The following is a 12,349-nucleotide window of genomic DNA, read 5'->3' as shown; positions in this document are numbered from 1 at the left end:
GGACAAGGGTGTGGCCCCCGGCGGTTCGCCGGGGGCCACACCCTTGTCACTGGTCTCAGACGTTGAACCCGAGCGCCCGAAGCTGCTCACGGCCGTCGTCAGTGATCTTGTCGGGGCCCCACGGGGGCATCCAGACCCAGTTGATGCGGAGTTCGTTGACGAGGCCGTCCGTGGCGGACTTGGCCTGGTCCTCGATGACGTCCGTCAGCGGGCAGGCCGCCGAGGTCAGGGTCATGTCGATCGTCGCGATGTTCGCGTCGTCGATGTGGATGCCGTAGATCAGGCCCAGATTGACGACATCGATACCCAACTCGGGGTCCACGACGTCGTACAGGGCCTCGCGGACCTCCTCCTCGGAGGCCGGCTTCATCTCCAGGGTCTCGCTCATGCCGTCTTCCTTTCGACGTCGGCGTCGGCGCCCAGCGCCTGGGCCGTCGCGTCCTTCCACGCCATCCAGCTGAGGAGGGCGCACTTGACCCGGGCGGGGTACTTGGAGACACCGGCGAACGCGACCGCGTCCTCCAGCACCTCCTCCATCGCGTCGTCCGGCTCGATCTTCCCCTTGGACTGCATCAGCTCCAGGAAGGTCTCCTGGATCTTCCGCGCGTCCATGAGGTCCTTGCCGACCAGGAGATCGTTCAGCACGGAGGCCGAGGCCTGGCTGATCGAGCAGCCCTGGCCCTCGTACGACACGTCCGCGATGGTCGTGCCCTCGTACTTCACTCGCAGGGTGATCTCGTCGCCGCACGTCGGGTTCACGTGGTGTACCTCGGCGTCACCGTCCCGCAAGCCCCGCCCGTGGGGGTGCTTGTAGTGGTCCAGGATGACTTCCTGGTACATCGAATCCAGCTTCATGCGATCGCTCGTCCCCTCAGCCGAAGAAGTTCCGTACGTGCTCCAGGCCGTCGACCAGGGCATCGATCTCGGCCGGCGTGGAGTACAGATAGAACGACGCTCGGGTGGTCGCGGGAATTCCGTACCGCAGGCAGACGGGGCGGGCGCAGTGGTGGCCGACCCGGACCGCGATGCCCTGCTCGTCGAGGACCTGGCCCACGTCGTGCGGGTGGATGTCGCCGAGGGTGAAAGAGATCGCCGCGCCCCGGTCCTCGGCCGTGGCGGGGCCGATGATCCTGAGGTCCGGGACCTCGGTCAGCCGCTTCACCGCGTACTCGGTGATCGCGTGCTCATGGGCGAGGATCTTGTCCATGCCGATGGAGTTCAGGTAGTCGATCGCCGCCCCGAGGCCGACCGCCTGCGCGATCGGCGGGGTGCCCGCCTCGAACTTGTGCGGGGCGGGGGCGTACGTCGACGAGTGCATCGACACCGTCTCGATCATCTCGCCGCCGCCGAGGAACGGAGGCAGGTCCTCCAGGAGCTCCTGGCGGCCCCAGAGCACGCCGATGCCCGTCGGACCGCACATCTTGTGGCCGGTGAAGGCAACGAAGTCGGCCTGGAGCGCCTGCACGTCCAGCGGCATGTGCGGTGCGGCCTGCGAGGCGTCGATGCAGACCAGGGCACCGACCTCCTGCGCCCGGCGCACTATCGCCTCGACGGGGTTGACCGTGCCGAGGATGTTGGACACCAGCACAAAGGAGACGATCTTCGTCTTCTCGGTGATGATCTCCTCGATGTTGGAGAGGTCGAGGCGGCCGTCGTCGGTCAGCCCGAACCACTTCAGCTTCGCGCCCGTGCGCTGCGAGAGCAGCTGCCACGGCACGATGTTGGAGTGGTGCTCCATCTCCGTGATGACGATCTCGGTCTCGGCGTCCACGCGGTAGGGCTCGTCGGCCCAGCCCAGCATGTTCGCCACGAGGTTGAGCGACTCGGAGGCGTTCTTGGTGAAGATCACCTCGTCGCGCGAGGGCGCGTTGACGAACTCCGCGACCTTGTCGCGCGCGCCCTCGTACAGCGCCGTGGCCTCCTCGGCGAGCACATGCACACCGCGGTGGACGTTGGCGTTGTAGCGCTCGTAGTACTCGCTCAGGGCGTCCAGCACCTGGCGCGGCTTCTGCGAGGTCGCCGCGTTGTCCAGGTACACGAGCTTCCGACCGTCGTGGACCTGACGGTCCAGGATGGGGAAGTCCTTGCGGATCGCCTCGGTGTCGAGGAGGCCCGGCAGCTGTGTCACGCGGATGCGCCACCCTTCACGTACTTGTCGTAGCCCTCGGCCTCGAGCTGGTCGGCGAGCTCCGGTCCGCCGGACTCGGCGATACGGCCGTTCGCGAACACGTGCACGTGGTCGGGCTTGATGTAGCGCAGGATGCGCGTGTAGTGCGTGATCAGCAGGGTGCCGACCTCGCCGGTCTCGCGGACGCGGTTGACGCCCTCCGACACGATGCGCAGCGCGTCGACGTCCAGACCGGAGTCCGTCTCGTCGAGGATCGCGACCTTCGGCTTGAGCAGCTCCAGCTGGAGGATCTCGTGGCGCTTCTTCTCACCGCCGGAGAAGCCCTCGTTGACGTTGCGCTCGGCGAAGGCAGGGTCCATGTTGAGGCGCTGCATGGCCTCCTTGACCTCCTTCACCCAGGTGCGCAGCTTGGGGGCCTCGCCGCGGATGGCGGTGGCGGAGGTGCGCAGGAAGTTGGAGACGGAGACACCCGGGACCTCGACCGGGTACTGCATCGCCAGGAACAGGCCCGCGCGGGCGCGCTCGTCGACGGACATCTCCAGGACGTCCTCGCCGTCGAGCAGCACGGTGCCGCCGGTGATCGTGTACTTCGGGTGACCCGCGAGGGAGTAGGCGAGGGTCGACTTGCCGGAGCCGTTGGGGCCCATGATGGCGTGCGTCTCGCCCTGCTTCACGGTGAGGTCGACGCCCTTGAGGATCTCCTTCGTGGCGTTGTCGGCCTCGACGGTGACGTGCAGGTCTCGGATTTCAAGCGTTGCCATGGGTGCCTCAGGACTCCTGGGTGAGGGAGACGAGCACGTCGTCCCCTTCGATCTTTACGGGGTATACGGGGACGGGGCGCGTCGCGGGTAGGCCGGACGGCTTGCCGGTTCTGAGGTCGAACGCGGAGCCGTGCAGCCAGCACTCGATCTGACAGTCCTCCACCTCGCCCTCGGAGAGCGAGACGTTCGCGTGGGAGCAGATGTCGTGGATGGCGAACACCTCCCCCTCGGTCTGCACGACCGAGACCGGCGTGCCGTCGAGTTCCACCCGCTTGGGGGTGTCCTCCTCCAGCTCGCTCAGCCCACAGGCTCGTACATAGGTCGACATCAGACCGACGCCTCCAGCTCCTCGTCGATCTTCACGAGAAGGCGTTCCTGGATGTCGTCCACACCGATCTGCTGGACCAGCTCGGCGAAGAAGCCGCGGACGACGAGGCGGCGGGCCTCTTCGGCCGGGATGCCGCGGGCCATCAGGTAGAAGAGCTGCTCGTCGTCGAAGCGGCCGGTCGCCGAGGCGTGGCCGGCGCCGACGATCTCGCCGGTCTCGATCTCCAGGTTGGGCACGGAGTCGACCCGGGCGCCGTCCGTGAGGACCAGGTTCCGGTTCATCTCGTAGGTGTCGGTGCCCTCGGCCTTGGCCTCGATCAGCACGTCGCCGATCCAGACCGCGTGGGCTCCGTCGCCCTGGAGCGCGCCCTTGTAGACCACGTTCGACTTGCAGTGCGGGGTGTTGTGGTCGACCAGGAGGCGGTGCTCCTGGTGCTGCCCCTTGTCGGTGAAGTAGAGCCCGAACAGCTCGGCCTCGCCGCCGGTCCCGGCGTAGGAGACGCGGGGGTGGAGGCGGACGACGTCGCCGCCGAAGGTGACGACGACCGACTTGAAGGACGCGTCCCGGCCGACCAGGGCGTTGTGCTGGGCCACGTGGACGGCCTTGTCGTCCCAGTCCTGGACGGAGACGACGGTCAGCTTGGCGCCGTCGCCCAGGACGTAGTCGACGTTGGCGGCGAGCACCGCGTCACCGGTGTGGTCGATGACGACGACGGCCTCGGCGAAGGCACCCAGCTCGATCACCTGGTGGGCGAAGGCGGTGCCGCCCTCGCCGTGCACGGCGATCCGGATCGGCTCGGCGAGCACCGTCTCCTTGGGGACGGTGATGACGCCGGCCTTCTCGAACGCCGAGTAGGCCTGGGCGGCGATGCGGTCCACCGGGGTGCCGGCCTTGCCGAGGCGGGCGTCGTCACGGCCGACGGCCTCGACGGTGACGCCCTCGGGGGCCTGGATGTCGACCTTCAGGCCGTCACCGGAGGCGACGGCGGTGCCGTCGTGCAGCCCGCGCAGGCGCTCCAGCGGGGTGAACCGCCACTCCTCCTCGCGGCCGTGCGGCACGGGGAAGTCCGCCACGTCGAAGGACGGGGGCGCGCTCATGCGCGTGGCGACGGTCGACTCGGCGGCCACCGCGATCGAGCCGGCGGTGGTGCTCCCCACCGGAATGTTCTGAGCCTCAGCCATGGCTGTCGGTCTGCTCTCTTCCTACGTTTACGATCTTCGGCCCGCCCCGGAGAGGCGGGCCGCCTGCTGCTGGACCGGAGGGCGGTGCTTAGCCGACCGCGCCTTCCATCTGCAGCTCGATCAGCCGGTTGAGCTCCAGCGCGTACTCCATCGGCAGCTCCTTGGCGATCGGCTCGACGAAGCCGCGCACGATCATCGCCATCGCCTCGAACTCGCTCAGACCGCGGCTCATCAGGTAGAAGAGCTGGTCCTCGGAGACCTTGGAGACGGTCGCCTCGTGGCCCATGGAGACGTCGTCCTCGCGGACGTCGACGTACGGGTAGGTGTCCGAGCGGGAGATGGTGTCGACGAGCAGCGCGTCACACAGGACGTTCGACTTCGAGCCGGGGGCGCCCTCGCCGATCTCGATCAGGCCGCGGTAGGAGGTGCGGCCACCGCCGCGCGCCACCGACTTCGACACGATGTTCGAGGACGTGTTGGGGGCCATGTGGACCATCTTGGCGCCGGCGTCCTGGTGCTGCCCCTCGCCCGCGAAGGCGATGGAGAGGGTCTCGCCCTTGGCGTGCTCGCCCATCAGGTAGACGGCCGGGTACTTCATCGTCACCTTGGAGCCGATGTTGCCGTCGACCCACTCCATGGTCGCGCCCTCGTAGGCGACGGCGCGCTTGGTGACCAGGTTGTAGACGTTGTTCGACCAGTTCTGGATGGTCGTGTAGCGGCAGCGGGCGCCCTTCTTGACGATGATCTCGACGACCGCGGAGTGCAGGGAGTCCGACTTGTAGATCGGGGCCGTACAACCCTCGACGTAGTGGACGTAGGCGTCCTCGTCGACGATGATCAGCGTCCGCTCGAACTGGCCCATGTTCTCCGTGTTGATACGGAAGTAGGCCTGGAGCGGGATCTCCACGTGCACGCCCTTCGGCACGTAGATGAAGGAGCCGCCGGACCACACGGCGGTGTTCAGCGACGCGAACTTGTTGTCGCCGACCGGGATGACCGTGCCGAAGTACTCCTTGAAGAGCTCCGGGTGCTCCTTCAGGGCGGTGTCGGTGTCCAGGAAGATGACGCCCTGCTCCTCCAGGTCCTCGCGGATCTGGTGGTAGACGACCTCGGACTCGTACTGGGCGGCGACACCGGCGACGAGGCGCTGCTTCTCCGCCTCGGGGATGCCGAGCTTGTCGTACGTGTTCTTGATGTCCTCGGGCAGGTCCTCCCAGGACTCCGCCTGCTTCTCCGTGGAGCGCACGAAGTACTTGATGTTGTCGAAGTCGATGCCCGACAGGTCCGAGCCCCAGTTCGGCATGGGCTTCTTCTCGAACAGGCGCAGACCCTTGAGACGGAGCTTGGTCATCCACTCCGGCTCGTTCTTCTTCGCGGAGATGTCGCGGACGACGTCCTCGTTGATACCGCGCTTGGCAGAGGCGCCGGCCTCGTCGGAGTCCGCCCAGCCGTATTCGTACTTACCCAGGCCCTCGAGCTCGGGGTGGGCTGTCTCCTCGATGGGGAGAGTCATGCGGGGTTCCTCCCGGCCGTGCTTGCAGATGCGTTGGTGGCTGTCTTGGAAACTCTGGGGATGAACGTCGTGCAGACGCCGTCGCCGTGGGCGATGGTGGCCAGCCGCTGGACGTGCGTACCGAGCAGTTCGGCGAAGAGCTCGGTCTCGGCCTCGCAGAGCTGCGGGAACTGCTCGGCCACATGGGCCACCGGGCAGTGGTGCTGGCAGAGCTGCTCACCCTGGTGGGGGTGGGGGGCACTGCGTGCCGTAGCAGCGTACCCGTCGGCGCTCAAGGCCTTGGCCAGGGCTTCGGTCTTCTCTTCGGGGTCCGCGGCCTCGACGGCCGCGCGGTAGGCCCCGGCCTGGGCGGCGACCCGGGCGCGGGCAAAGGCGGCGACCGCCTGCTCCCCGCCCTCCTGGTCGGCGATCCAGCGGAGCGCGTCGGCGGCGAGCTTGTCGTACGACTGGTCGAAGGCGTCCCGTCCGCAGTCCGTCAGGGCGAACACCTTGGCCGGGCGCCCGCGCGTACGCGTGCCGTAGACGCGCTGTTCGCGGGGTTGCACGACGTCGTCGGAGACCAGTGCGTCGAGGTGCCGGCGGACGGCCGCCTGGGTCAGCCCCAGACGCCCGGCGAGGTCGGCAACGGTGGACGGGCCGTGGGACAGGATGGACCGCGCGACCCGGTTGCGGGTGGACCGCTCACCGGTCGCGAGTTCCTCCTGCGGAGCCTCGCCGACGTTTTTCACAACGCCATTGTTGCGTAATTCCTCAGAGCGGGGCAAGCCACGTTCGGCCGGGCGGGCGGTGCCGTGCATCACTTAGGCATACCTAAGCTGACCTGGGGAAACGATCACTGATCGATCAAACCGGTGGCGCCCGCGCAGGGCGCTGGGGAAGACTGCCACACCATGTCGACAACCCCTCCCACCGGCCCTCTTGTCACCCGCGCCGGCTTGGCGGCGGACCTGCGCGCCGCCGGTGTCGAGCCCGGCGAGACCCTCCTCGTGCACTCCTCGCTCAGCTCGCTCGGCTGGGTCTGCGGAGGCGCCGTGACGGTCGTGCACGCGTTGCTCGACGCACTCGGCCCGGACGGCACCCTGGTCGTGCCCAGCCAGTCCGGCGACCTTTCGGACCCCGCGCTCTGGGCGAACCCGCCGGTGCCCGAGGAGTGGTGGCAGACCATCCGCGCCACCATGCCCGGCTACGACCCGGCGACCACCCCCACCCGCGGGGTCGGGGTGGTCCCCGAGACGGTGCGGACCTGGCCGGGCGCCCTGCGCAGCGCGCACCCCCAGACGTCCTTCGCGGCGATCGGCCCGGGCGCGTCGGCGATCCTCGCGGACCACGCCCCCGACTGCCGCCTGGGCGAGCGCAGCCCCCTGGCCCGGCTGGAGGCGGCGGGCGCCCGCGTCCTGCTGCTCGGCGCGGGCTACGACGCCTGCACCTGCTTCCACCTGGCCGAGTACCGGATCCCCGCACCGCTGGTGGAGGTCGGCCGACCCGGCCCGGACGGCTGGGAGGTGGTGACCGAGGTGTCGATCGACTCGGACCGGTTCGACGAACTCGGGTACGACTTCGAACGCGACCACGGCATCCCCCGGGCCAGGGTGGGCGGGGCGGACGTACGCCTGTTCCCGGTGGCCGACGCGGTGGCGTACGCCGAGCGCTGGCTCCCCGTGCACCGTCCCCGTGAGGAGGAGATCTCCGGACCCGCCCGCCTCGGCACCCGGCCGCGTACCTAGACTCGGGCCCATGCGAAGTGACCCCGTGGTCCAGGTCCGGTCCCTGGTGAAGCGGTACGGCGACAAGACCGCGGTGGACGGCCTGGACCTGGTGGCCGGGGCGGGCGTGACCGCCGTGCTCGGCCCGAACGGCGCGGGCAAGACGACCACGATCGAGACCTGCGAGGGCTACCGGAAGCCGGACTCCGGCACGGTGTCCGTCCTCGGCCTCGACCCGGTCCGCGAGGCCGCCGCGCTGCGCCCCCGGATCGGCGTGATGCTCCAGGCCGGCGGTGTCTACTCCGGCGCCCGCGCGGAGGAGATGCTCCGGCACGTCGCGAAGCTGCACGCCCACCCCCTCGACGTGGACGCCCTGATCGAGCGCCTGGGCCTCGGCAGCTGCGGCCGTACGACGTACCGACGGCTCTCCGGCGGGCAGCAGCAGCGGCTCGCTCTCGCGATGGCCGTCGTCGGCCGCCCCGAGCTGGTCTTCCTCGACGAGCCGACCGCCGGCCTCGACCCGCAGGCCCGCCGGGCCACCTGGGAGCTGGTGCGGGACCTGCGCGCGGACGGAGTCTCGGTCATCCTCACCACGCACTACATGGACGAGGCCGAACAGCTCGCGGACGACGTCGCGATCATCGACGGCGGCCGGGTCATGGCCCAGGGCTCGCCCGAGGAGCTGTGCCGGGGCGGCGCCGAGAACACCCTGCGCTTCACCGGCCGGCCCGCCCTCGACGTCGGCTCCCTGCTGAAGGCGCTCCCGGCGGACGCCACCGCCGTCGAACTGATGCCCGGTGTGTACCGGGTGACCGGCAAGGTCGATCCGCAGCTCCTCGCGACCGTCACCTCCTGGTGCGCCCAGCACGGCGTGATGCCGGACCGGATCTCGGTGGAACGGCACACCCTCGAAGACGTCTTCCTGGAGCTCACGGGCAAGGAGCTGCGGTCATGAGCGCGCGTACGGGCACGGGCTCCTACACACCGATGCCGGGGGCGGCCCCGCTGACCCGCATGATCGCGGCGCAGGCGGCGCTGGAGACGAGGATGCTGCTGCGCAACGGCGAGCAGCTGCTCCTGACGGTCGTCATCCCGACGCTGCTGCTGGTGCTGTTCGGCTCCGTGGACATCGTCGACACCGGCGAGGGCGAGGCGGTCGACTTCCTGGCGCCCGGCGTCCTGGCGCTCGCCGTGATGTCGACGGCGTTCACCGGGCAGGCCATCGCCACCGGCTTCGAGCGCCGCTACGGCGTGCTGAAGCGGCTGGCGGTCTCACCGCTCCCCCGCTGGGGCCTGATGGCGGCGAAGACCTTGTCCGTGCTGGTCACGGAGGTCCTCCAGGTCGTCCTGCTCACGGTGATCGCCTTCGCGATGGGCTGGGACCCGCACGGCAACCCCTTCGCCGTGCTGCTCCTGCTGGTCCTCGGCACGACCGCCTTCTCGGGTCTCGGTCTGTTGATGGCGGGCACGCTGAAGGCGGAGGCGACGCTCGCGGCGGCGAACCTGGTCTTCCTGCTGCTGCTGGTGGGCGGTGGTGTCGTCGTCCCGCTGGAGAAGTTCCCGGACGCGGCACAGAGCGTGCTCGGGCTGCTGCCGATCGCGGCCCTGTCGGACGGGCTGCGGGACGTCCTCCAGCACGGCGCCGGGGTGCCGTGGGGCGACCTCGGGATCCTCGCCGGGTGGGCGGTGCTCGGGCTGGGCGCGGCGGCACACTTCTTCCGCTGGGAGTAGCCGCAGGTCACGACCCTGGCCACACCCCTCGTGAATACGTGCACAAGCGGCGGCCTACGATGGGACGCGTGCCGAAAGTGACCCGTGACGACCTCGTCTCCGCCGCGCGCAACCCGCTCGCCTTCATCGCCGACCGCTGGACCCCGGACCCCAGAACGGTCCGGCGCGCGGCCCTCGCCGCCCTCGTGATGGCGGTGGTCATCGTGGTGACCGGCGGTGCCGTGCGGCTCACCGGGTCGGGCCTCGGCTGCCCGACCTGGCCCAAGTGCACCGACGACTCGCTCACCGCCACCCGCGCGATGGGCGTGCACGGCTACATCGAGTTCGGCAACCGCCTGCTGACATACGTGCTGTGCGCGGCGGTCGGCTGGGCGATCGTCGCCGCGCGCTCGCAGAAGCCGATGCGCCGCGGCCTCACCCGGCTGGGCTGGGCACAGTTCTGGGTCGTCATGAGCAACGCGGTGCTCGGCGGCATCGTGGTCCTGGTCGGTCTCAACCCCTACACGGTCGCGGCCCACTTCCTGGCCACCACCGCGCTCATCACCGTCGCCGTGGTCATGTGGCATCGCGTGCCCGAGAGCGACGCGGCACCCCGGCCGCTGGTCGGCAAGGCCGTGCAGCAGCTGGTGTGGGCCATGATCGGCGCCTGCGTGCTGCTGATCCTGGTCGGCACGGTGGTCACCGGCGCGGGCCCGCACGCGGGCGACTCCAGCGATGTGCCGCGCATGCCGGTCGACTGGGAGGCCGTCAGCAAGCTGCACGCCGTACTGGCCTGGATCGTGGTGACACTGACCTTCGCCCTGTGGTTCGTCCTGAAGGCGGTCGACGCCCCCCGCGGGCCGCTGAACCGTACCCGTGAGCTGTTCCTGGTCCTCCTCGCCCAGGGCGCCATCGGCTACGTCCAGTACTTCACCGACCTCCCCGAGGTCCTGGTCGGCGCCCACATGTTCGGCTCCTGCCTGGTGTGGATCGCGACCCTGCGGGTGCTGCTGTCACTGCGGGAACGGCCGGTGGACGAGGTCGACGTGCCCGCTCCGGCGGCGGAGACTCCGGTCGCCGCGCACGGCTGAGTCAGCCGTAGGCCGCCACCAGGTCGTCGATCGCCGGGCCGAGGAACAGCCTGGTCAGTTCGCCCCGGTGGGGCATCTCCTCGGCCGGTTCGCCGTAGCGGCGTCGGCGGATGTCCTCGACGACCTCGGTGGGGGCGCCGAGGGTGGGCAGCAGGTCGAGGGCCTCTCGCTTGGAGATCAGCCGACCGTCGCGGAGGGTGGCCGTGGCGCGGGCGAAGGTGAGCATGCCGAGGTCGACCCAGACGTGCCGGTCCCACAGATGGGCCCTGTCGACCACCGGGCGCCAGAACTCCTTCTGGTCGCGGACGACGAAGGCGTCCAGTTCGATGTCGGAGACCGGCGGCAGCAGCGCCTTGGGCGGTTCGCCGTGCAGGACGAGGCCGAAGGTGTGCAGTTCACGCCGGGTGACCGGGGTGACCGTCCGCCGGAAGAGCCGCTCATGGGCCCAGGTCAGTTGGCGGCGCTCGGCGTCGGCCGTCGTGCCCGGCGTCAGATACGTGCAGTGCAGGAGGGGCGCGAGCGGTTCGTGGCGCAGCCGGGCGTGCAGCCGACCCGCCCGCCAGACCGTGCGGGTGGTGACCGGACCGTCCAGGACGGCGATCAGGTCCAGATCGCTGCGGCCCTCCTGGTAGTCGCCGCCGCCCAGGGAACCGTGGGCCCAGACGGCGAGCGGGGCGAGTTCCCCCAGCTCGTCGAGGAAGCGTTCGAGCAGGGCCGCGGTGGCGGCGGCCGTGTCGGGTACGAGGGCGGTCGCGTCGGGTAAGGGAGCGGTCGCGTCACTGCGTGTCATGCGCTCAGTCTCTCCGGCTCACTCCAGCCCGTACACCCGCCGTGCGTTCCCCGCCGCGATCAGCCCCGCCACACGCTGGGCGTCCGTCAGTGACCAGGCGCCCTCCGCGACCCACGTCCCCAGCACCCGTGCCAGCGCCTCGCGGAACAGCCGGGCCCCGACCACGTGCAGTTCGGGCAGGCCGTGGGCGCCGCTGGAGAAGAGGAGCTTGCCGAAGGGGGCGAGTTCCAGGATCTCGGCGAGTACGGCGGTGGCCCGGGCGCCGGTGCGGACCAGTTCGGCGCCGAGGTCGGCGTAGACGTGCGGGAAGACGGCGGCGAGGTGGGCGGCGTGGCGGTGGTACGGGTAGCCGTGCAGCAGGATCAGGTCGGTGCCGAGGCCCGCCGTGGCGCGGGCGAAGTCGGTGAGCAGGACGGGGTCGGTGGCGTCGATCCGCAGGCCCGGTTCGCCGAGGCCCGCGTGGAGTTGCAGCGGACGGCCCGAGGCGACGGCGATCCACAGCAGGTGGCGCAGGAGGACCGGGTCGGTGAGCGCCCCGCCGACCGGCCGGTGGGCGAGCCAGCGTCCCGCCGCACCGCGCACCTCCCCGGGGCCGGGTGGCTCGGGCGCGAACGCCAGGCCGTGCCGTACGCCCGCGACCGACGCGAAGGCGACGGCGTTCGCGGCGGCGGCGTGCACCGACTCGGCGAGATTGGCCAGGAACGACTCGACGGTGCCGGAGGTGTCGGCGACCTGTTCGGCGAGGAGTTCGAGGCGGATGATCTCGTGTGCGTCCGCGTCTCCGGTGGAGGCCATCTCGCGCGGGCCGGTGAGATCGCCCGGCAGGCCCGTGTCGACGAGGTAGGTGGTGACGCCGCTGCCGCGGAGGAGTCTGCGGCCGGCTTCCAGGACGCCCAGTTCACGGCGCCGGGCCAGATAGCGGGCCGGTGGGCAGTGCGGCTCCAGGCCCAGCAGGGGCGGGCACCAGCGGCGTACGGCGAAGCCCGTCTGGGTGTCGAAGAAGGTGGTGCCGGGGGCCGGTGGGCCCTCGCTGCGGGCGAGGTGGGCCTCGAAGGTGCCGAGGCCCAGCTCCGTGCGCAGTACGCCGTGGCAGTACTGGTCCACGAGGGACGGCATGTCGATCATCGGGCTCCCCGAGGCTGGA

Annotated in this window: 14 protein-coding genes; 4 read left to right on the top strand and 10 right to left on the bottom strand. The window is 70.2% G+C overall.

What is annotated here, in order from left to right:
* Positions 1-55: 55 nt before the first annotated feature.
* From PUR53_RS42545 to PUR53_RS42510, 8 genes are all read right to left on the bottom strand, one after another.
* A complete protein-coding gene (locus PUR53_RS42545; RefSeq protein ID WP_020130530.1) occupies positions 56-388 on the bottom strand; it encodes a metal-sulfur cluster assembly factor in 333 nt (110 codons plus the stop codon).
* Positions 385-855, bottom strand: coding sequence for a Fe-S cluster assembly sulfur transfer protein SufU (gene sufU, locus PUR53_RS42540; protein ID WP_329912110.1), 471 nt, complete (start codon positions 853-855; stop codon positions 385-387). The genes PUR53_RS42545 and sufU overlap by 4 nt, the downstream gene beginning before the upstream one ends.
* Before the next feature lie 16 nt (positions 856-871).
* Positions 872-2,128, bottom strand: a complete 1,257-nt coding sequence (locus PUR53_RS42535) for a cysteine desulfurase (protein ID WP_329899162.1) — start codon at positions 2,126-2,128, stop codon at positions 872-874.
* Complete coding sequence (gene sufC, locus PUR53_RS42530; RefSeq protein ID WP_329899161.1) at positions 2,125-2,889, bottom strand: Fe-S cluster assembly ATPase SufC; 765 nt, start codon at positions 2,887-2,889, stop codon at positions 2,125-2,127. Before sufC ends, PUR53_RS42535 begins: the two co-directional genes overlap by 4 nt.
* Before the next feature lie 7 nt (positions 2,890-2,896).
* Complete coding sequence (locus tag PUR53_RS42525) at positions 2,897-3,217, bottom strand: non-heme iron oxygenase ferredoxin subunit (RefSeq protein WP_239753293.1); 321 nt, start codon at positions 3,215-3,217, stop codon at positions 2,897-2,899.
* Positions 3,217-4,398, bottom strand: a complete 1,182-nt coding sequence (sufD, locus tag PUR53_RS42520) for a Fe-S cluster assembly protein SufD (RefSeq protein WP_329899160.1) — start codon at positions 4,396-4,398, stop codon at positions 3,217-3,219. The genes PUR53_RS42525 and sufD overlap by 1 nt, the downstream gene beginning before the upstream one ends.
* Positions 4,399-4,486: 88 nt before the next feature.
* Positions 4,487-5,911: a Fe-S cluster assembly protein SufB gene (gene sufB / locus PUR53_RS42515; protein ID WP_045560921.1), complete on the bottom strand. Its 1,425-nt coding sequence runs from the start codon at positions 5,909-5,911 to the stop codon at positions 4,487-4,489.
* Positions 5,908-6,639: a helix-turn-helix transcriptional regulator gene (locus tag PUR53_RS42510; protein ID WP_329899159.1), complete on the bottom strand. Its 732-nt coding sequence runs from the start codon at positions 6,637-6,639 to the stop codon at positions 5,908-5,910. Before PUR53_RS42510 ends, sufB begins: the two co-directional genes overlap by 4 nt.
* Positions 6,640-6,801: 162 nt before the next feature.
* On the opposite strand from PUR53_RS42510, the gene PUR53_RS42505 reads away from it, so the two are divergent.
* Genes PUR53_RS42505 through PUR53_RS42490 form a run of 4 tightly spaced genes read left to right on the top strand, consistent with a single transcriptional unit; the run spans position 6,802 to position 10,415 of the window.
* Positions 6,802-7,635 (top strand): aminoglycoside N(3)-acetyltransferase, encoded by an 834-nt coding sequence (locus tag PUR53_RS42505; protein ID WP_329912109.1) that lies wholly within the window; start codon positions 6,802-6,804, stop codon positions 7,633-7,635.
* A gap of 10 nt (positions 7,636-7,645) precedes the next feature.
* Positions 7,646-8,569 carry an ABC transporter ATP-binding protein gene (locus tag PUR53_RS42500; RefSeq protein WP_329912108.1) on the top strand — a complete coding sequence of 308 codons (924 nt, stop codon included), beginning with the start codon at positions 7,646-7,648 and terminating at the stop codon, positions 8,567-8,569.
* A complete protein-coding gene (locus PUR53_RS42495) occupies positions 8,566-9,345 on the top strand; it encodes an ABC transporter permease (RefSeq protein WP_329912107.1) in 780 nt (259 codons plus the stop codon). The genes PUR53_RS42500 and PUR53_RS42495 overlap by 4 nt, the downstream gene beginning before the upstream one ends.
* A gap of 59 nt (positions 9,346-9,404) precedes the next feature.
* Positions 9,405-10,415, top strand: a complete 1,011-nt coding sequence (locus PUR53_RS42490) for a COX15/CtaA family protein (protein ID WP_329899155.1) — start codon at positions 9,405-9,407, stop codon at positions 10,413-10,415.
* Position 10,416: 1 nt separating this feature from the next.
* On the opposite strand, the gene PUR53_RS42485 is transcribed toward PUR53_RS42490, so the two are convergent.
* Both PUR53_RS42485 and PUR53_RS42480 read right to left on the bottom strand, forming a co-directional pair.
* Entirely contained in the window at positions 10,417-11,205 is a 789-nt protein-coding gene (locus tag PUR53_RS42485; protein ID WP_329899154.1) for a nucleotidyltransferase domain-containing protein, read from the bottom strand.
* An 18-nt stretch (positions 11,206-11,223) separates the two neighbouring features.
* Positions 11,224-12,330, bottom strand: coding sequence for an amidohydrolase family protein (locus tag PUR53_RS42480; RefSeq protein ID WP_329912106.1), 1,107 nt, complete (start codon positions 12,328-12,330; stop codon positions 11,224-11,226).
* Between the last annotated feature and the right edge of the window lie 19 nt (positions 12,331-12,349).

The organism is Streptomyces sp. SP18BB07, from assembly GCF_036322545.1.
GTDB classification, from domain to species: domain Bacteria; phylum Actinomycetota; class Actinomycetes; order Streptomycetales; family Streptomycetaceae; genus Streptomyces; species Streptomyces deccanensis.
This window is presented reverse-complemented; position numbering and strand designations above follow the sequence as displayed.

Bases quoted from the DNA above. Each gene is read 5' to 3' on its own strand.
- PUR53_RS42480 (WP_329912106.1), bottom strand. From the start codon at position 12,330: ATGATCGACATGCCGTCCCTCGTGGACCAGTACTGCCACGGCGTACTG.
- PUR53_RS42545 (WP_020130530.1), bottom strand. From the start codon at position 388: ATGAGCGAGACCCTGGAGATGAAGCCGGCCTCCGAGGAGGAGGTCCGC.
- sufD (WP_329899160.1), bottom strand. From the start codon at position 4,398: ATGGCTGAGGCTCAGAACATTCCGGTGGGGAGCACCACCGCCGGCTCG.
- sufB (WP_045560921.1), bottom strand. From the start codon at position 5,911: ATGACTCTCCCCATCGAGGAGACAGCCCACCCCGAGCTCGAGGGCCTG.
- PUR53_RS42500 (WP_329912108.1), top strand. From the start codon at position 7,646: ATGCGAAGTGACCCCGTGGTCCAGGTCCGGTCCCTGGTGAAGCGGTAC.
- PUR53_RS42505 (WP_329912109.1), top strand. From the start codon at position 6,802: ATGTCGACAACCCCTCCCACCGGCCCTCTTGTCACCCGCGCCGGCTTG.
- sufC (WP_329899161.1), bottom strand. From the start codon at position 2,889: ATGGCAACGCTTGAAATCCGAGACCTGCACGTCACCGTCGAGGCCGAC.
- PUR53_RS42485 (WP_329899154.1), bottom strand. From the start codon at position 11,205: ATGACACGCAGTGACGCGACCGCTCCCTTACCCGACGCGACCGCCCTC.
- PUR53_RS42490 (WP_329899155.1), top strand. From the start codon at position 9,405: ATGGGACGCGTGCCGAAAGTGACCCGTGACGACCTCGTCTCCGCCGCG.
- sufU (WP_329912110.1), bottom strand. From the start codon at position 855: ATGAAGCTGGATTCGATGTACCAGGAAGTCATCCTGGACCACTACAAG.
- PUR53_RS42525 (WP_239753293.1), bottom strand. From the start codon at position 3,217: ATGTCGACCTATGTACGAGCCTGTGGGCTGAGCGAGCTGGAGGAGGAC.
- PUR53_RS42495 (WP_329912107.1), top strand. From the start codon at position 8,566: ATGAGCGCGCGTACGGGCACGGGCTCCTACACACCGATGCCGGGGGCG.